This is a genomic window from Saccharopolyspora antibiotica (genome assembly GCF_047200635.1).
GTDB lineage: Bacteria > Actinomycetota > Actinomycetes > Mycobacteriales > Pseudonocardiaceae > Saccharopolyspora_C.
Map to the genome: position 1 here is coordinate 56,632 of NZ_JBJZOI010000014.1, position 19,113 is coordinate 75,744.

Here is a 19,113-nt window from a genome sequence, read left to right on the forward strand (position 1 = left end):
ACGATCAGGCGTCGGGCGGCGGCTCGGCGGCGCGGCGTGATTGGATTCCAGCGCCCCGCACCGGCGCGGAAGGCCGGTGCGAAATCCCTACGAACAACGAGGTGATCCGTGGCCCCGCCGAACCTCACCCAGGACCAGGCCGAACAGCGCGCCGCGCTGCTCGAGGTCGAGTCCTACGTGATCGAACTGGACCTCTCCGCCGGCGCGGACGGGCCGGACGTGCGGACCTTCGGTTCCACCACGACGGTGCGGTTCCGCAGCACCCGGCCGGGCGAGTCCACCTGGATCGACCTGATGGCCGAACAGGTGCGGGGGGCGACGCTCAACGGCGCCGAGCTCGACGTCTCCGGCTACGCCGAGGACACCGGGATCGCGCTGCCGGACCTGGCCGCCGACAACGAGCTCGTCGTGCGCGCCGACCTCAGCTACACCAACACCGGTGAGGGCCTGCACCGCTTCGTCGACCCGGTCGACGGCGGCGTCTACCTTTACAGCCAGTTCGAGACGGCCGACGCGAAGCGGATGTTCACCTGCTTCGACCAGCCGGATCTCAAGGCCACCTACCAGATCACCGTGCACGCGCCCGCGTCCTGGAAGGTCATCTCGAACGCGCCCGCCGAGATCACCGGGACCGGCGAGCACCGCACCCACGTCTTCGACACCACGAAGCCGATGTCGACCTACCTGGTCGCGCTGGTCGCGGGCCCCTACGCGGAGTGGCGGGACGAGTTTCCCGGTGAGGACGGCCAGGACCCGATCCCGCTGGGCCTGTACTGCCGCGCTTCGCTCGCCGACCACCTCGACGCGGAGCGGCTGTTCACCGAGACCAAGCAGGGATTCGCCTTCTACCACAAGGCGTTCGGGGTGCCCTACCCGTTCGGCAAGTACGACCAGTGCTTCGTGCCCGAGTTCAACGCCGGGGCGATGGAGAACGCCGGCTGCGTCACCTTCCTGGAGGACTTCGTCTTCCGGTCGAAGGTCACCGGCTACCTGTACGAGCGCCGCGCCGAAACCGTGCTGCACGAGATGGCGCACATGTGGTTCGGCGACCTCGTCACCATGCGCTGGTGGGACGACCTGTGGCTCAACGAGTCCTTCGCGACCTGGGCGAGCGTGCTCGCGCAGGTCGGCGGCACCCAGTACACGAGCGCCTGGACGACCTTCGCCAGCGTCGAGAAGTCCTGGGCGTACCGCCAGGACCAGCTGCCCTCCACGCACCCCGTCGCCGCGGACATCCCCGACCTGCAGGCGGTCGAGGTGAACTTCGACGGCATCACCTACGCCAAGGGCGCCTCGGTGCTCAAGCAGCTCGTCGCCTACGTCGGGCTGGACAACTTCCTGGCGGGGCTGCGGGTCTACTTCGAGCGGCACGCCTGGGGCAACGCCACCCTCGACGACCTGCTGCGGGCGCTGGAGGAGGCCTCCGGGCGCGACCTGTCCTGGTGGAGCGCGCAGTGGCTGCAGACCACCGGCCTGAACATGCTGCGCCCCCGGTTCAGCACCGACGACGAGGGCCGGTTCACCGAGTTCACCGTGGTGCAGACCGGCGCCCGGCCCGGCGCCGGCGAGCACCGCACGCACCGGCTCGCGATCGGCGTCTACGACGACGACCCGGCCACCGGAAAGCTGGTCCGCACCCATCGCGTCGAGCTCGACGTGGCCGGCGAGCGCACCGAGGTCCCCGACCTCGTGGGGGTGCACCGGGGCAAGCTGGTGCTGGTCAACGACGACGACCTCACCTACTGCACGATGCGGCTGGACCCCGAGTCGCTGGCCGCGCTCATCGACCGGATCGGCGACGTCGAGCAGTCGCTGCCCCGCGCGCTGGGCTGGTCGACCGCCTGGGAGATGACCCGGGAAGCGGAGCTGAAGGCGCGTGACTTCGTGAGCCTGGTGCTCGGCCGCTCGGCGGACTCCGGCATCGGCGCGGAGAGCGAGATCGGCGTGGTGCAGCGGGTGCTGCTGCAGACCCAGACCGCGCTGGCCTCCTACGCCGATCCGGAGTGGCAGGGCGAGGGCTGGGACCGGTTCTCGACCCGGATGCTGGAGCTGGCGCGGGCCGCCGAGCCCGGCTCGGACCACCAGCTCGCGTTCGTGAACTCGCTGGCGTCCTCGGTGCTCGGCGAACCGCAGCTGACCGCCGTGCGCGGGTGGCTGGACGGAACGGCGCCGCTGGAGGGGCTGACCGTGGACACCGACCTGCGCTGGTCCCTGCTGCAGGCGCTCGTCGCGCACGGCGCGGCGCAGGAGGCCGAGATCGACGCGGAGCTGGACAAGGACCAGACCGCCACCGGCAGGCGCAAGGCCGAGCGCGCGCGGTCGCTCATCCCCACTCCGGAGTCCAAGGAGCGCGCCTGGCAGCGGGCCGTGCACGACGACGAGCTGCCGAACGCGGTCAGCGACTCGATCATCGCCGGGTTCCAGCACCCGGCGCAGCGCGAACTGCTGGCGTCCTACGTGGAGCGCTACTTCGCCGAGATCGACGAGGTGTGGCAGCGGCGCTCCAGCGAGCGCGCGCAGCCGACGGTGATCGGGCTGTTCCCGTCCTGGGCGGTGCGCCAGGACACCGTCGACGCCGCCGACGCCTGGCTGGCCGGGGAGCGCCCGGCAGCGCTGCGCCGCCTGGTCTCCGAGGGCCGGGCGGGCATCGTGCGCGCCCTCGCGGCCCGCGAGTTCGACCGCTCCTGACGGGACGCCGGGGTACCGGAGGTGCGAGGCGCCACCGGTACCCCGAGGCGGGCCGGTTCACGGCCAGGAGCAGCGGCGGATCAGCGCTGGGCGCCCGCCGCGTCGGAGAGCATGCGCAGCCCTCCGATGAGCCCCTCGATCAGCTCGTCCTCCCGGAAGGAGGCGACCATGGTCATCAACGCCAGCTGGCAGCTGCGGTCCGGCACCCTGCGCCGGGACTCCTCACCGGTCACGATCTCCACGGCGCGCTGCTGCGGGGAGACCGCGAGCAGCACGCCCTCCGCGGCCCGGGCACCGAGGTTGGAGTGCAGCGCGGCGGCGGTCTCGCGCGTCTGCTCGCCCAGGTCGCCGAGGTAGACGGCGAACTCCAGGCCGGTGCTGCGGCTGCAGAGGGTGAGCGCCTCGTCGAGCCGCGTGAGCTGTCCGGTGCTGAACGGCAGGTGCGGTCGTTCCGGCGTGACCCGGCGGGCGATGGACAACCGGCCGGTCGCGGTCAGCGCCTCGCCCGGCGCGAGGTCCTGGTCGTCGTCCTGGGTGATCTCACCAGTGGCCACGTGCGCCTCCCCGGTCGGTGCTGTGCGCGTGCTCGGAGGCCTCGGCCGCCGTCTCGGTCGTCGTCAGGTCACCGGGCGGTGCCGTGCTCACGCCCGCCGGGTTCGCGACCCAGAACACGGGATCGAAATCCCAGTCCTGGCCCGCCCGGTAGCGGGGCCGGGTCAGCTTCGACCGGAGGGCGATGAGCGTGACCAGCAGGTACACGCTCGCTGGGATCACCGCCAGCACGAGGAAGGTCTCCAACGCAGTCACGCTGAGCACGGTATCCGATCACGTGCCCGCGTGGGACGAGGACGCCGAGGCGCGCCGCCCGCGGCGGGCCGCCCCCCGATCGGACCCCGGAGCGACTCGGATGGCGGTGGACCGGCCGCGGGCGGCCCGTGCCGCGATCGCGGGCGGAGAAATCCGCACCATTCCGCTTTTCACCTGCGGGAACACCGGAAATCGGGAGATCCGAGTCGGGAGCGCCCCATTTCCGGGTGCGACTCGACGCCGGACAGCGGCCCATCCCCGCCCGTGAAAACGCGCTCCGCATTTCCTGCGGCAATTCGATACAACCGAACGAGTGAACCCAGGCGCTAGTTGACACCTGGCGGAATTCGTGCCAGCAGACTGGCCCTCCGGCGCGCGGGCGACGCCGAGCTCATCCGCACCCGCCAGAACGGCGCTGAACTGCGATGCCGCTCCGCGATCAGGAGCGGGCCCAGCCGTCGCGCACCCCTCGGATCGGGGCCGCCCGCACTGTCGAAGACGAGGCGTGCGGAGCGCTCGGCACCCGAGCGGGCTGGCTACGGCAGGTAGGCAAGTCGACACGGTTCAGTTACCGAAAGTGATGATTTGGGCCCTGAGCAGGACAGGGGCTACCGAAAGTCACTAGTCAAGCGTGATGCGCGTCACTTAATCTAACTCTTTCAGAGTAATACTCGCCGCCGAATGGAGCCCATCCAGAAGGTCGCAGCGGGCGGCGAGTTGGCGGCTTGTTTGAGGGGCGCTCCGCTTCTAGTTTTTCACCTGTATGGGTCTTGCATATTTGATCACCAGCTCTACTGCCCAGCCATTGACCCGCAGGAGGCACACCATGTCGATCACCGAAACCGCCGTGCAGACTAATGTAGTCACCATCTCCTCCGGTTCGCAGCCCCTTCTCGAACACGTTCCGCACATGGCGTCCGGCGTCCGGATCAGCGGGACCGGGAGGGGCGTGCGCATCAGCGGCCAGGACCGCGGTGTGCGCATCAGCGGGACGGAGCGGGGCGTCCGGATCAGCGGGGCAGACCGCGGTGTGCGCATCAGTGGGGCCGAGCGGGGCGTGCGCATCAGCGGCCAGGAACGCGGGGTCCGCATCAGCAGCGACCAGCGGGGCGTGCGGATCAGCAGCCAGGAACGCGGCGTCCGGATCAGCAGCCAGGAACGCGGCGTCCGGATCAGCGGTGACCAGCGCGGGGTCCGGATCAGCAGCCAGGAACGCGGCGTCCGGATCAGCGGTGACCAGCGCGGGGTCCGGATCAGCGGGGCGGAGCGGGGCGTGCGGATCAGCAGCCACCAGCGCGGCGTGCGCATCAGCGGCCAGGAACGCGGCGTCCGCATCAGCAGCCACCAGCGCGGGGTCCGCATCAGCGGCCAGGAACGCGGGGTCCGCATCAGCAGCCACCAGCGGGGCGTGCGGATCAGCAGCCAGGAACGCGGCGTCCGGATCAGCGGTGACCAGCGCGGGGTCCGGATCAGCGGGGCGGAGCGGGGCGTGCGGATCAGCAGCCACCAGCGCGGGGTCCGCATCAGCGGCCAGGAACGCGGGGTCCGCATCAGCAGCGACCAGCGGGGCGTGCGGATCAGCAGCCAGGAACGCGGCGTCCGGATCAGCGGTGACCAGCGCGGGGTCCGGATCAGCGGGGCGGAGCGGGGCGTGCGGATCAGCGGTGACCAGCGCGGCGTGCGCATCAGCGGCCAGGAACGCGGCGTCCGCATCAGCAGCCACCAGCGCGGGGTCCGGATCAGCGGCCAGGAACGCGGTGTGCGCATCAGCAGCCACCAGCGGGGCGTGCGGATCAGCGGGCGCGGTGCCGACCGGCTCGTCGCGGCGGCCTGAGTGCGCCCGACACGATCACGCCGCGGCTTCACCCAGGTACGGCAGCCACAGCGGATCCGTCTCGGACAACCCGGCGATCAAGCGCCAGTGCCTGCCGCGCGGGGCGTGCGGGGCCACCGGCAGCTGCCAGCCGAGCTCGCTGAGCGTCTTGTCCGCCTTGCGGTGGTTGCACTTGGTGCAGCAGGCAACGCAGTTCTCCCACGCGTGCGGCCCGCCCCGGCTGCGCGGCACCACGTGATCGATCGTCTCGGCCCGCCCCCCGCAGTACACGCAGCGGTGCCCGTCGCGGTGCATCAGCGCGGAGCGGGTCAGCGGCACGCGACCCCGGTAGGGCACCTTGACGAAGCTGCTCAGCCGGATCACCGACGGCACCTCGTGGCTGCTGGTGGCGGAGTGCAGCATCAGGCCCGCCGCATCGCCGTGCACCACCTCGGCCTTCCCGCAGACCAGCAGCACGATCGCCCGGCGAAGGGGAAGCGCGGTCAGCGGTTCGAAGGTCGTGTTCAGCAGGAGCACCCGCCGCTTGCGCCAGGCGGGTACCGGATTGCCCGACCGCCCGCCGGACGACGCCGCCTGATGGCACAGCGCCGCCCGGGGCACGTGCCCGAGGGCCGCGCCCTTCGGAGTCGGTATTCGGTCGTGCACGCGACCACCTCCACCGGGTTGGCAGGAACCAGTCGACCACAAGCCGCACCCCGAACGCACGTGTGATTCGCCACGTGCTAGCAACCGGACGCCGGGGGACGAACCCGAGGTCGCGGCGCGGGGAGCGCTCGGTGGACCGGCCGGAACCACTGTCGCCGATCGTATGGGTTCCGGTGTTGATCGTTCAGGGTGAATTCGCCGAATGCCGCCGCCGGAACTCCGCGACGGGCCCGCGTAGCCGTATCGTCGGCGGGCGTGACGAAGGTTGAGCCGCCCCTGTCCTACCCGCACGCCGAGCGCTCCGACGCGGCCGACGAACTGCACGGCAGGCTGGTCCCCGACCCGTACCGCGGTCTGGAGGACCCCGCCGACCCGCGGACCGAGGCGTGGTCCGCCGCGCAGGACCGGCTCGCCCGCGCTCGGCTCGACGCGCTCCCCGGCCGCGCGGAGCTCGGCGAGCGCCTGACCTCGCTGCTGTCGGCCGGATCGGTGTCCGCCCCGGTGTGGCGGGCGGGCCGCGCGTTCTTCACCCGCCGCGAGCCGGGCCAGGAGTTCCCGGTCCTGCACGTGCGGGACCACGACGGCTCCGAGCGCGTCCTGCTCGACGTCACCGAGCTCGACCCGTCCGGGCTCACCACGCTGGACCGCTGGTCGCCGAGCCTGGAGGGCGACCGGCTGGCCTACCAGGTCTCGGTCGGCGGTGACGAGGAGTCGCTGCTCTACGTGCGGGACGTGACCACCGGCGAACTCGTCGAGGGCCCGATCGACCGCTGCCGCTACTCGTCGATCGCCTGGATGCCGGGCGGCGCGGAGTTCTTCTACGTGCGGCGGCTGCCGCCGGAGGCGGTGCCCGAGGGCGAGGAGCAGTTCCACCGCCGCGTGTGGCGGCACCAGATCGGGTCGCACCCCGACGACGACCTGCTCGTCCACGGCGACGGGCAGGACCACACCTTCTACTACGACGCGCGGGTCTCCCGGGACGGGCGCTGGCTGCTGATCCACGGGAGCCCGGGCACCGCGCGGCGGGACTCGGTGTGGATCGCGGACCTGTCCGCCGGGGGCGAGCTGCGGCAGGTCGTGGACACCTCCGAGGGCTTCCGCGCCTCGGCGTGGGTGGAGCGCGACGGCAGGCTCTACGTGCAGACGACGTTGGACGCGCCGCGCTGGCGGCTGTGCGTCGCGGACCCGGAGGCGCCGGAACCGGAGCGCTGGCAGGAACTCATCCCCGAGGACCGGGAATCGGTGCTGGAGGCGGTGCGCTGGTTCGACGACGGCACCGACGACCCCAAGCTCGCGGTGCTGCGCACCCGGCACGCGGTCTCCGAGCTGGCCTTGCACGACCCGGTGACCGGGGAGCGCACCGAGCAGGTCCCGCTGCCGGGCGCCGGGCAGATCACCGCGCTCACCGCGGTGGACGAGGACACCGAGGGCGATCGGGACCGGTTGTGGATCGGCTGGACCGACTTCGCGACCCCACCGGGCGTGCGGCTCTACACCCGCGCCTCCGGGACGACCCGCCAGCACCGCAGCGCGCCCGGAGCGGCCGACCTGCCCGAGGTGCACGCCTCGCAGGTCGAGTACGCCTCGAAGGACGGCACCACCGTCCGGATGTTCCTGCTCGCCCCCGCCGCCGAGCCGACCGTGCCGCGCCCGGCGCTGCTGACCGGCTACGGCGGGTTCTCGCTGTCGATGGAGCCGTCGTACTCCCCCAGCGCGCTGGCCTGGGTCGCCGCGGGCGGCGTGTGGGCGCTGCCCTCGCTGCGCGGCGGTGGCGAGGAGGGCGAGCAGTGGCACCGGGCGGGAATGCGCGAGAGCAAGCAGAACGTCTTCGACGACTTCCACGCCGCGGCCGAGCACCTGGTGGCGACCGGTTGGACGGAGCCCGACCGGCTGGCGATCACCGGTGGCTCCAACGGCGGTCTGCTGGTCGGCGCCGCGCTGACGCAGCGCCCCGAGCTCTACCGGGCCGTGGTGTGCTCGGCACCGCTGCTGGACATGGTGCGTTACGAGCGCTTCCTGCTGGGGCGCACCTGGAACGACGAGTACGGCACGGCGGACGATCCGGAGGAGCTGGAGTGGTTGCTGTCGTACTCGCCGTACCACGCGGTGACCGAGGGCACGGCCTATCCGTCGGTGCTGTTCTCGGTGTACGAGTCCGACACGAGGGTGGATCCGAACCACGCGCGCAAGATGTGCGCGGCGCTGCAACGAGCCACCGCGTCCGACCCGGAACGGCGCCCGATCCTGCTGCGCCGGGAGACCGAGGTGGGGCATTCCGCTCGTTCCGTTTCGCGTACCGTGGGGCTGGCGACCGACCAGCTCGCCTTCCTAGCGGAGGCCACCGGGCTCCCCCTCGCCTGAGCGGTCGCCACCTCTGACAACCAGTCGCGGGAGGCGCGCGCCACGCCAGCGGTGCACGACCGGCCCCGGGAGCTGCGGACGGCGGGGCGTCCACAGCTCCCGGTCACGGGCCAGGTCGGCGCTCGGGGTGTGGTGAGCGGCCTCCGGTGACGCACCGGTCGACGACACACCCGAGCATGGAGACCCCCGCCCCATGAGCTCCCCGCTGTTAGCGCAGCCGTTGCTGACCCAGCCCAACTGCGTCCACGAGGAAGGCAGCTGGTGCCAGGCCGTCTTCTCCTGGACCGGCAACCAGTGGCTCGCGATGTACTCGGACCTGCTGATCGCGAAGCCGCTGAACATCCTGCTGATCGTGATCATCGCGTTCCTCGCGCGCTGGTTCGTGCACCGGACGATCTCCCGGCTCACCCGGGGCAACGGCGCGAAGACCCCGAAGCTGCTGGCCCCGCTCAAGGAGCGCCGCCCCGAGTCCGCGGGCATGGCGCTGATCTCGGAGCGCCGGGTGCAGCGGGCGCGGACGATCGGCTCGGTGCTCAAGTCGCTGGCCTCGTTCGTGATCTTCGGACTGGCGCTGATGTACGCGCTGAAGTCCCTGGGCATCGAGCTGGCGCCGATCCTCGCCTCGGCCGGGGTGCTGGGCGTCGCGGTCGCCTTCGGCGCGCAGAACCTGGTGCGGGACTTCCTCTCCGGGATGTTCATGATGGTCGAGGACCAGTACGGGGTCGGCGACACCGTCGACCTCGGAGAAGCGACCGGCACCGTCGAGGCGGTCGGGCTCCGCGTCACCACGCTGCGCGACCTGCACGGCACCGTCTGGTACGTCCGCAACGGCGAGATCCTGCGCGTCGGCAACTCCAGCCAGGGCTTCGCGGTGGCGGTCGTGGACTTCCCCATCTCGCACACCAGCTCCGTGGAGAAGGCGATGGAGGTGGCGACCCGGGTCGCCACCGAGGCCGCTGCCCGGGAACCGCTGTCCAAGGACGTGATGGGGCCGCCCGAGATGCTCGGCGTCGACCAGATCACCTCCGACACCATCACCCTGCGGCTCACCGTGAAGGTGCGGCCGAGCACCCAGTGGGCGGTGCAGCGGAGGCTGCGGGTCGCGATCAAGCGCGCCTACGACGACGAGGACATCCAGCCGCCCTACCCGAACGGCCGTCCGCAGCTCGACTCGGCCGCCCAGGTATGAGGCCGGCCACCCGCAGGGGAGGATGGCGGACGTGAGCGCACCGGAGACCTTCTACGACCAAGTCGGCGGCGAACCCACCTTCCGCTTCATCGTGGCCCGGTTCTACGAGGAGGTGGCGAAGGACGACCTGCTGCGCCCCCTGTACCCGGAGGCGGACCTGGGCCCCGCCGAGGAGCGGTTGCGGCTGTTCCTCATGCAGTACTGGGGCGGCCCGCACACCTACTCGGACCAGCGGGGCCACCCCCGGCTGCGGATGCGGCACGCACCGTTCAAGGTGGGTCCGGCGGAGCGCGACGCCTGGCTGCGCTGCATGCGGATCGCGGTGGACGAGGCGGAGCTCGACGCCGAGCACCGCAGGCAGCTCTGGCAGTACCTGGAGATGGCGGCGCACAGCATGATGAACTCGTGGTTCTAGGAGCCTGATCGATCGCGATGAACGCACCGGTGGGGGACTCGGGAGCGGCTGGGCCCGCGCCGTGGTGGCACGACGCGGTGTTCTACCGCGTGGACGTGCGTTCGTTCGCCGATGCCAGCGGTGACGGGGTCGGGGACCTCGACGGCGTCCGGTCGCGGATGGGCTACCTGGAGCTGCTCGGCGTGGACGCGCTGTGGTTGACGGCGCTCACGGCGAGCCCGCTGACCGACCCGCAGCGGGGCCGCGCGGTCGATCCGGTGCTGGGCGAGCTCGACTCGTTCGAGGCGCTCGTCGACGAGGCCCACGCCGCCGGGCTGCGGGTGGCGATGGACGTGGCCGTGCAGCGCGACCGCGTGGACCTGCTGGAGACGACGGACCACGAGGTCTTCGAGGGCGCGGTGCGGTTCTGGCTGGGCCGCGGGGTGGACGCGCTGCGGGTCGCCGTCGCACCGGGTACCGCCGAGCCCGCCGGCGCGGCGGAGCGCGCGGTGCTGCGCGCGCTGGCTCCGATCGTGGCGGACCACCCGGGCCGGTGCATCGGTGTGCTGGTCGACGCCGCGTGGTTCGAGGACTCCCCCGATCCCGAGGCGGCCTGGGACATCGGCATCGACCTGCGGCTGGGCCGCACCCCCTTCGACGCCGCCGAGCTGCGCGACGTGATCACCCGGGTGCTGGGGTCCGCCCGGGCGCTGGGGGTGCCCGCGGTGTGGGCGCTCTCCAGCGAGGAGCGGGTGCATCCGGTGAGCCGGTTCGGCGGTGGCGCGGCCGGGGAAGCGCGGGCCAGGGCGCTGGCGCTGGTCACCTTGGGCCTGCCGGGCGTCGTGGGGCTGGAGACCGGCGAGGAGCTGGGCCTGCCGAGCACCGGCGGCCGGGTGACGCCGTCCGCGCGGGGACCGATGCCCTGGGAGGGCGACGAGGCGCCGTACGGCTTCTCCCCGGTGCCGGGCGGCTGGTGGCCGATGTCGGCCGAGTGGGCCGGCTACACGGTGGAGGCGCAGCTGGAGGACCCGCGGTCGACCCTGTCGCTGCACCGGCGAGCGCTGGAGCTGCGCGAGGAGCACCCGGCCCTGCGCGGCGGCGAGGTGTCCTGGTTCGGCGCGCCACCCGGCTGCTTCGCGTTCCGGCGGGAACCGGGCGAGCTGACCTGCGCGCTCAACACCGGTACCGAACCGGTGTCGCTGCCACCGGGCGAGGTGCTGCTGACCAGCGGGGCGCTGGAGGACGACCGGCTGCCCCCCAACACGGCGGTGTGGCTGATCTGACGCGCGAGGCGGGCGGGCGCGACCGCGCCGCTCATCGCCGGGCCGCGCGGCTCCGCAACGATCGACCGGTCGGGCTCCCCGACTCGTTGCCGTGGCGAAGCACCAGGTGAGCGGCGTCGCCGCCGCCGCGAACCGACCTTCCGGTGATCACGGCCCGCCCGCCGGGTAAGTTGAGCGGCGCTCGACACCCGCATTCCGCTTCCGCACAGGACGTCATGACCGCAGCGAGCCCGGCACCTCGCCCCCAGGCCCAGCGCCCTGACCAGCACTCCAGCCCCAAGCAGGGGACCCGGCTGCTCGGCGTGGACCTGGCCCGATTCGTCGCCATCTTCGGCATGTTCGTGATCCACTTCGGCGCGCCGTTCTGCACCGGGCCCGTCGAGATCGCGCTGGCCCAGGCCTCCAGCGGCCGGTCCACGGCGCTGTTCACCTTCCTGGCCGGGGTGTCGCTGGCGATGCTCACCGGGCGCGGCACCCCCCTGACCGGGTCGGCGCTGCGGGACGCGCGAACCCGGGTCGCCGTCCGGGCGGTGCTGCTGGTGCTGGTCGGGCTGGCACTGGCGAAGGCCACCGAGGCGACCGGGTTCCTGCTCACCGTGATCATCCCGTTCTACGGGCTGTACTTCCTGCTGGCGCTGCCGTTCCTCGGGATGGGACCGCGCGGCACCGGCATCTCCGCCGCCGCGCTCATCGTGATCGGTCCGCAGCTGTCGTTCCTGCTGCGCGGGATGCTGGCCGGGGACGGCCCGCTCGCGATCGCGGCGGGGGCGCTCAACGCCGTGGACCCGGGACGGCTGGTCGCGGGCCTGGGACTGCTGGACCTGGCGCTGGTGGGCTTCTACCCGGCGATGACGTACCTGGCGCTGGTGCTCGCCGGGATCGGGGTCGGGAGGTTGGACCTGCGCTCGCGGCGGATCCGGCGCCAGCTCGGCGTCGGTGGGGTGCTGCTCGCCGCGGTCGCCTACGCGAGCTCCGGCCTGCTGGCCCTGCTGGTCGGCCCGCTGCCCGACGTGCTCACCGAGGGCACGGTACCGCTGGAGCACCCGGTGCTGCTGCTCGCGGACCGCTCGCACAGCGGTTCGTCCTTCGAGCTGCTCGGCGCGCTCGGCGTCGCGGTGGCGGTGCTGGTGCTGTGCCTGGAGCTGGCCGACCGGTTCGAGCGCCCGCTGCTGCCGCTGATCAAGGCGGGCACGATGGCGCTGACCCTGTACGCGCTGCACGCGCTGGTGATGGCCTGGCAGATCGTCACCGGCGGCTGGCCGATGAGCGGGGTGCCGGAAACCCTGGACGAGCTGGCCAGCATGGGCCAAGCGGCCAGCTGGGTTCCCGACCTGCCCTCGTTCCCCGCCGACGGGCACCGCCCGGAGGGCGTCGTGGGCCTGGTGAACACCTACATGGCCGAGCTGTTCCTGGTGTTCTCGCTGGTGTTCGCGACGGGCTGGAAGCGCTTCTTCCGGCGCGGTCCGCTGGAGGGCGCGGTCAGCTCAGCCGTCAGCTGGTGCACCGATTCCCTCCGCCTCACCCGGTCCTGAGCAACGGGCTCCGCGCTCCTCGCGGACGAGGCGGCCCCGTCCGCGGGGACGGGAGAGGCCGAGCCGGGTTCCGCTCGCACTGCTGGCGTGCCGCACCGCCCCGCACCGGCCGGGGTCCGCCGCCTCCCCGCGCAACGGGCGCGGTCGACGCGGACCCCGCCCCGTCACATCAGCAGCGGGAGCAGCGCGTGGCGGCGGCGGACCACCGCTCCGAAACGGGAGTCCAGGCGCAGCCAGGAATCGGTGGCGCTGACCCGCACGATCTCCGACTCCAGCGGCTCGGAGACCAGGAAGCCCATCCCGGAGAGCACGAACAGGCAGCGCAGCGGGACCTTCACCTCCAGCCCGGCGCCGCTGACCGTGAACACCTCCTGGTCGAGCAGCGAGGCGGGCGGGGTCCCCTTGGGGCCCACGTTCTCCTTCGCCACCCCGATGCCCTGGTCGGCCACCTCGCCGACGAGCTTCGCGGGCAGGTCGTCCACCCGCCGCCAGCCCGCCGCGGGCGGCAGCTCGGAGCGCCAGAGCAGGTCGCGCGGCGGGCCGGGGTCCATCGACGGCCCGCCCGCCACCGTCAGCGTCGCCAGCAGCTCGTTGCCCGAGACCGTGACGTCCGCGGGCTCCACCGCACCGGCCACCGAGCGGGTGCACAGCGCGTCGAACGGGGTCGACGCCCACACGTCGACCCGCTCACCGCCAGCGCGCCCGCGCAGCCGGATCGAGGTCTGCGAGTCCAGCCGCACGGCGCGCGCCACGAACGCGCCGAGGTCGTCGCGCTCCACCCGGTCCGGCATCCGAAGCTCAGGCACGGTCGCCCGCCTCCGCGACCGCGAGCTGCCACTCGGCGAGGAACTCGTGCTCGTCGGCGGTGAGCCGACGGGGGCGCCCGGCGCTCAGGTCGTAGGGCACCAGGGTGGTCTCAGCGGTGGCCACCGCGGGAGCCCCGCTCGTCGAGGCCGAGTAATCGATCACGAACGACGCCGGCCGCAGGTCCCGCACCGACAGGCGCACCTGCAGGGGCCCCGCCGCGTGCGCGATCGGGGCCCGGTAGTCCACGGCGAGCTTCGCGACGACCACGCCCTCGGCCAGCCCGAGCAGGCCGCGCCGGGAGGCCTCGGTGAACAGCAGCTCCACCCGGGCCTCCTCCAGCAGGGTCACCGTCCGGGCGTGGTTGACGTGCCCGAACACATCCATGTCCGACCAGCGCAGCGGAACATCGGCTACGAAAGCACCCACTCGTCGGCGTCCTTCCCGTGGTGTTGGCTGGGCCGCCCCAGATCGTAGTCCGCTCCCCGGCCGGTCCCCCGACGCGAGGAGGGGGACGGGTCAGGCTGGCCGGACCCGTCCCCCGCTTCGCCCGGCCCGGTCGTCCCGCGAGGCCGACCGGACCGGGAACCGCTACCGGACCATGCTGCGCAGCTGCCGGGTCGCCACCGACAGCGTCGCCAGGTCCAGCCCGCCCGACCGCTTGATCGCCTCCAGCGAGGTCCGCGCCCGCTCGATCCGGGAGGCGTTGGTCGCCTCCCACTGCGCGATCTTGTCCTCGGCCGGGTCCTCCGGGTCGCTGGTGCTGAGCACGTCGATCGTCAGCGCCCGCAGCGAGGCGTAGAGGTCGTCGCGCAGCGCGAGCCGCGCCAGCGAGTGCCAGCGGTTGCCGCGCTCCAAGCCGTTCACGGCCAACAGCAGGCGCTCCATGTCGAAGTGCTCGGACAGCGTGTAGTACAGCTCCGCGCTCTCGCGGGGGCTGCGCTCCGCGCTGAACCCGGCGTCGCGCTCCGCGAGCTCGGCGACCTCGGTGATGTCCAGCAGCGCGTAGGTGTCCAGCAGCGAGCCGATGCGCTCCGCCAGGTCCGCGGGCACGCCCTCGGCGACCAGGCGCTCCGCCTTCTCCTTCGCGCCGCTCGCGGCCTGGCCGCGCAGCAGCCCGGGCACGCTCGCCGACAGCTCCGCCACCACCGGGCGGAACCGGCTGATCTCGGCACCGATCGCCAGCGGCTGCGGCCGGTTCGACAGCAGCCAGCGGGCGGCCCGGTCCAGCAGCCTGCGGACCTCCAGCACCATGCTGTCGGCGACCCGGCTCGGCACCGCGTTGTCCAGCTCGTCGATCCGCCGCAACAGGTCCGGCAGGTCGTAGACGCCGGTGACCACCGCGAACGCCCGGACCGCGTCGGTCGCGGTCGCGGCGATCTCCTCGGCCAGCCGGAAGGCGTAGGACACGCCCGCGCCGTCGACGACCTCGTTCACCAGCAGCGTCGAGGTGATCTCGCGGCGCAGCGGGTGCGCGGACACCGCGCTGCCGTAGCGCTCCCGCAGCGGCGCCGGGAAGTAGTCCGGCAGCCGGCCGCTGAAGGCGTCCGCGTCCGGCAGATCGCTGGCCAGCACCTGCGCCTTGAGCGAGAGCTTCACGTGCGCCAGCAGCGTCGCCAGCTCCGGCGAGGTCAGGCCGGTGCCGTTCTTCTCCCGGTCGCGCAGCTCCTTCTTGCTCGGCAGCGCCTCCAGTTCGCGGTCCAGGCCCGCGTCCTCCAACGCGGTGATCTGGCGCGCGTGCACCGAGACCATCGGCGCCGCGTGCGCGCGGGAGACGCCGAGCACCGCGTTCTGCCGGTAGTTGTCGGCCAGCACCAGGTCGGAGACCTCGTCGGTCATCTCGGCGAGCAGCTCGTTGCGCTGCTCCCCGTCCAGGCTCCCCCGGGTGACCAGCTGGTCCAGCAGGATCTTGATGTTGACCTCGTGGTCCGAGCAGTCCACCCCGGCGGAGTTGTCCAGCGCGTCGGTGTTGACCTTGCCCCCGGCGCGGGCGAACTCGATGCGCCCCAGCTGGGTCAGCCCGAGGTTGCCGCCCTCCCCGACGACGCGCACCCGCAGCTCCCCGCCGTTCACGCGGACCGCGTCGTTGGCCTTGTCACCGACCTCGCCGTGCGTCTCGGTGGCGGCCTTGACGTAGGTGCCGATCCCGCCGTTCCACAGCAGATCGGCCGGAGCCTGCAGGATCGCCTTGATCAGATCGGTCGGGGCCAGCGCGGTCACCGCGGGATCGATGCCGAGCGCGGTGCGAACCCGCTCGCCGACCGGGATCGACTTCAGCGAGCGCGACCAGACGCCACCGCCCTCGCTGATCTTGCCGCGGTCGTAGTCGTCCCAGGTCGACCGCGGCAGCTCGAACAGCCTGCGGCGCTCGGCGAAGGAGACCGCCGCGTCCGGCTCCGGGTCGATGAACACGTGCATGTGGTTGAACGCCGCGACCAGCCGGATGTGCTCGGACAGCAGCATCCCGTTGCCGAACACGTCGCCGCCCATGTCGCCGATGCCGACGACGGTGAACTCCTCGCGCTGGGTGTCGAGGTCGAGTTCGCGGAAGTGCCGCTTCACGCTCTCCCAGGCGCCCTTCGCGGTGATCCCCATCGCCTTGTGGTCGTAGCCGACGGAGCCGCCGGAGGCGAAGGCATCGCCGAGCCAGAAGCCGTAGGAGCGGGCGACCTCGTTGGCGATGTCGGAGAACGACGCGGTGCCCTTGTCGGCGGCCACCACCAGGTAGGTGTCGTCGCCGTCGTGGCGCACCACGCCCTGCGGCGGGGCGACCTCACCGCTGACCAGGTTGTCGGTCAGGTCGAGCAGGCCCGAGATGAACATGCGGTAGCAGGTGATGCCCTCCTTCAGGGCCGCCTCCCGGTCCTTGCCCGGGTCTCCGGTGGGCAGCGGCGGGCGCTTCACCACGAAACCGCCCTTGGCGCCGACCGGCACGATCACCGCGTTCTTCACCGCCTGCGCCTTCACCAGGCCCAGGATCTCGGTGCGGAAGTCCTCCAGGCGGTCCGACCAGCGCAGCCCGCCGCGCGCGACGGAACCGAAGCGCAGGTGCACGCCCTCCACCCGCGGCGAGTACACGAAGATCTCGTACTCCGGCCGGGGCTCCGGCAGGCCGGGGATCTCCTTCGGCTCCAGCTTCATCGCGAGGTACGAGCGGGCGCCCTCGGCGTAGTAGTTGGTGCGCAGCGTCGCGGAGATCAGGCTCAGGTAGCTGCGCAGGATCCGGTCCGCGTTCAGGCTGGTGACCTCGTCGATCAGCCTGCCGACCTGGGTGCGCAGCTCGTCCTGGCGCTCGGCCCGCTCGTCCTCGGCCAGCTTCGGGTCGAAGCGCGCCTCGAACAGCCTGCTCAACGCCACCGTCGTGGCCCGGTGGGTGAGGATGACGTCGGCGATGAACTCCTGGCTGTAGAGCACCCCGGTCTGGCGCAGGTACTTCGCGTAGGCGCGCAGCACCGAGGCCTGCCGCCAGCTCAGCCCGGCGCGCAGCACCAGCGAGTTGAAGCGGTCCACTTCGGCCTCGCCCAGCCAGACGGCGCGGAAGGCGTCCTCGAAGCGCTCGCGCAGCGTGTCCAGGCGCTCGGCGCCCTCGGTCTCCAGCAGCCCGGACTCCAGGCGGAGGCCGAAGTCGTAGATCCAGCAGCGCTCGCCGCCCTCGGGCACCACCTCGTAGGGGCGCTCGTCGACGACCTCGACGCCCATGCTCTGCAACACCGGCAGCACCCGGGACAGCGTGACGCGCTCCCCGGCCACGTAGATCTTGAACCGGCGCTCGCCCGGCACGGCGCCGCGCGGGGTGTAGAAGGACATCCGCAGGTCGTGCTCGCCGGACAGCGATTCCAGCCTGCGCAGGTCAAGCAGGCCCTCGCCGGCGCTGAAGTCCTCCTTGTAGGCCTCCGGGAACGAGGCCGCGTACTGCTGCGCCGCCTCGCTGGCGGCCTCGGAGCGCCGCACGCGCCGCGGCTCCCCGTTGGCGCCCGGGGAGATCTCCACCTCGTCGACCATCTGGTCTTCCCAGGTGTGGATCGCCTCGGAGAGCCGCTCCTGGATGCGGGCCAGGTCCGGCTCCGGCGGCTGCGAACCCGGCTTGGCGTGCACCACGAAGTGCACGCGCGCCAGCGCGGACTCGCCGACCCGGGTGCTGTACTCGACGCTGGAACCGCCGAGCTCCTCCAGCAGCACCTCCTGCATCGCCAGCCGGGAGCGCGTCGTGTAGCGGTCCCGCGGCAGGTACACCAGGCAGGAGAAGAAGCGGCCGTACGGGTCCCGGCGCACGAAGGGCTTGAGCTTGCGGCGCTCGGCCAGCGCGAGCACGCCGGTCACGGTCTCGCGCAGCGTGTCGAGGTCCGTGGAGAACAGCTCGGTGCGCGGGTAGTTCTGGATCTCCTCTAGCATCCGCTGGCCCGAGTAGGACTCCAGCGGGAACCCGGCCCCGTGGATCGCCTCGCGGACCCGGCGCTCGACGAAGGGGATGTCGAGCACGTTCTCGTGCAGCGCCGTCGTGGTGAACAGGCCGAGGAAGCGGTGCTCGCCGGTCACCTCGCCGCTCTCGTCGAAGGTCAGCACGCCGACGTAGAACGGGTGCACCGCGCGGTGCACGGTGGACGGGGCGCTGGCCTGCGTGAGGATCAGCGGCTCACCGGAGCGGGTGCTGGTCAGCACGTCCGGCCCCGTGGTGAGGTCCTCGGCGGCGACGGTCTCGCTGCGCAGCACGCCGAGGCCGGAGCCGAGCACCGGGCGCAGCACGGGCTGGCCGTCCTGCTCGACGAGCTCGTTGTGCCGGTAGCCGAGGAAGGTGAAGTGGCCGTCGGCGAGCCAGCGCAGCAGCCCGGCGCCGTCAGCGGCCCGCTCGCCGGAGGGCACCGAGGGGTGCGCCTCGAGCTGGTCGGCCAGCGAGCGGGCGGTCACCAGCATCCGCTCGGTGTCCTCGACGACCTCGCGGACATCGCTCAGCACGGTGAGCAGGCCCTGCTCCAGGGCCCGCAGGCGCTCGGCGTCGGTGACGCGGTCGACCTCGGCGAACATCCAGGACTCGGCGAACGCGCCCTCCGGCGGGGCGCCGGGGTCGGCGTGCGGCAGGACCTCGAGGAGCTCACCCGCGGCGTCGCGGCGCACCACGACGATCGGGTGGATGATGCGCTGCACCGAGGCGCCGTGCCGGGTCAGCTCGGCGATCACGCTGTCCACCAGGTACGGCATGTCGTCGGTGACGAGTTGCAGCACCGTCGCGGAATTGCTCCACCCCTGCCCGTCGAGGCTCGGGTTCACGGTCCGCACCAGCGGGCGGCCCGCAGCGCGGGAAGCGGCGAGCTCGTGGTGCGCCCGCAGCGCCGCGACCAGTTCCTCCGGTTCGTCACCGACGAGCTCTTCAGCTGGCACGTGCCGGAAGTAGGTCCGCAGCAGCTCACCGAGGTCACCGGCGGCGTTCGCCGCGCTGTCGAGCAACCAGGCCTTCGCGGCCTCCGGGTTCTCCAGCACGGCCTGTCCGCCGGGGGCGGCGTCGGGGAGGGCGGGTCGGGGTTTCGAGGTCATCTTCTGCTGCTCCACGCTTGACGGCACCGCGTTGTGCCAACACGGAT

At 72.4% G+C, this 19,113-nt stretch carries 13 protein-coding genes; 7 read left to right on the plus strand and 6 right to left on the minus strand.

Annotated elements, in window-relative coordinates; genetic code table 11:
- Positions 1–108 precede the first annotated feature (108 nt).
- A complete protein-coding gene (pepN, locus tag ACL03H_RS13540) occupies positions 109–2,688 on the plus strand; it encodes an aminopeptidase N (RefSeq protein ID WP_412811555.1) in 2,580 nt (859 codons plus the stop codon).
- 80 nt (positions 2,689–2,768) lie between these two features.
- Here the strand turns inward: pepN and ACL03H_RS13545 are convergent, their stop codons facing one another.
- Positions 2,769–3,242 carry a DUF5130 family protein gene (locus ACL03H_RS13545; RefSeq protein ID WP_412811556.1) on the minus strand — a complete coding sequence of 158 codons (474 nt, stop codon included), beginning with the start codon at positions 3,240–3,242 and terminating at the stop codon, positions 2,769–2,771.
- Positions 3,229–3,495 (minus strand): aa3-type cytochrome oxidase subunit CtaJ, encoded by a 267-nt coding sequence (gene ctaJ / locus ACL03H_RS13550; protein WP_412811557.1) that lies wholly within the window; start codon positions 3,493–3,495, stop codon positions 3,229–3,231. Before ctaJ ends, ACL03H_RS13545 begins: the two co-directional genes overlap by 14 nt.
- 826 nt (positions 3,496–4,321) lie before the next feature.
- Here ctaJ and ACL03H_RS13555 point away from each other — a divergent pair.
- Complete coding sequence (locus ACL03H_RS13555; RefSeq protein WP_412811558.1) at positions 4,322–5,329, plus strand: hypothetical protein; 1,008 nt, start codon at positions 4,322–4,324, stop codon at positions 5,327–5,329.
- A 15-nt stretch (positions 5,330–5,344) separates the two neighbouring features.
- Here ACL03H_RS13555 and ACL03H_RS13560 read toward each other — a convergent pair whose 3' ends face one another.
- Positions 5,345–5,974, minus strand: a complete 630-nt coding sequence (locus tag ACL03H_RS13560; protein ID WP_412811559.1) for an HNH endonuclease — start codon at positions 5,972–5,974, stop codon at positions 5,345–5,347.
- A 255-nt stretch (positions 5,975–6,229) separates the two neighbouring features.
- Between ACL03H_RS13560 and ACL03H_RS13565 the strand changes: the two genes are divergently transcribed.
- From ACL03H_RS13565 to ACL03H_RS13585, 5 genes are all read left to right on the plus strand, one after another.
- On the plus strand, positions 6,230–8,335 hold the full coding sequence (locus ACL03H_RS13565) for a prolyl oligopeptidase family serine peptidase (protein WP_412811560.1): 2,106 nt from the start codon (positions 6,230–6,232) through the stop codon (positions 8,333–8,335).
- A gap of 193 nt (positions 8,336–8,528) precedes the next feature.
- Positions 8,529–9,524, plus strand: a complete 996-nt coding sequence (locus ACL03H_RS13570) for a mechanosensitive ion channel family protein (RefSeq protein WP_412811561.1) — start codon at positions 8,529–8,531, stop codon at positions 9,522–9,524.
- Between the two features lie 22 nt (positions 9,525–9,546).
- Positions 9,547–9,939 (plus strand): globin, encoded by a 393-nt coding sequence (locus ACL03H_RS13575; protein ID WP_412811562.1) that lies wholly within the window; start codon positions 9,547–9,549, stop codon positions 9,937–9,939.
- Positions 9,940–9,956: 17 nt separating this feature from the next.
- Positions 9,957–11,201 (plus strand): alpha-amylase family glycosyl hydrolase, encoded by a 1,245-nt coding sequence (locus ACL03H_RS13580; protein WP_412811563.1) that lies wholly within the window; start codon positions 9,957–9,959, stop codon positions 11,199–11,201.
- Between the two features lie 215 nt (positions 11,202–11,416).
- Positions 11,417–12,733, plus strand: coding sequence for a heparan-alpha-glucosaminide N-acetyltransferase domain-containing protein (locus tag ACL03H_RS13585; RefSeq protein ID WP_412811564.1), 1,317 nt, complete (start codon positions 11,417–11,419; stop codon positions 12,731–12,733).
- 164 nt (positions 12,734–12,897) lie between these two features.
- On the opposite strand, the gene ACL03H_RS13590 is transcribed toward ACL03H_RS13585, so the two are convergent.
- From ACL03H_RS13590 to ACL03H_RS13600, 3 genes are all read right to left on the minus strand, one after another.
- The gene (locus ACL03H_RS13590; RefSeq protein ID WP_412811565.1) at positions 12,898–13,539 is read right to left on the minus strand and encodes a hypothetical protein; all 642 of its coding nucleotides are present in this window, start codon (positions 13,537–13,539) and stop codon (positions 12,898–12,900) included.
- Positions 13,532–13,966 (minus strand): acyl-CoA thioesterase, encoded by a 435-nt coding sequence (locus ACL03H_RS13595; protein ID WP_412811566.1) that lies wholly within the window; start codon positions 13,964–13,966, stop codon positions 13,532–13,534. Before ACL03H_RS13595 ends, ACL03H_RS13590 begins: the two co-directional genes overlap by 8 nt.
- 162 nt (positions 13,967–14,128) lie before the next feature.
- Positions 14,129–19,066 (minus strand): NAD-glutamate dehydrogenase, encoded by a 4,938-nt coding sequence (locus tag ACL03H_RS13600; RefSeq protein ID WP_412811567.1) that lies wholly within the window; start codon positions 19,064–19,066, stop codon positions 14,129–14,131.
- Positions 19,067–19,113 lie beyond the last annotated feature (47 nt).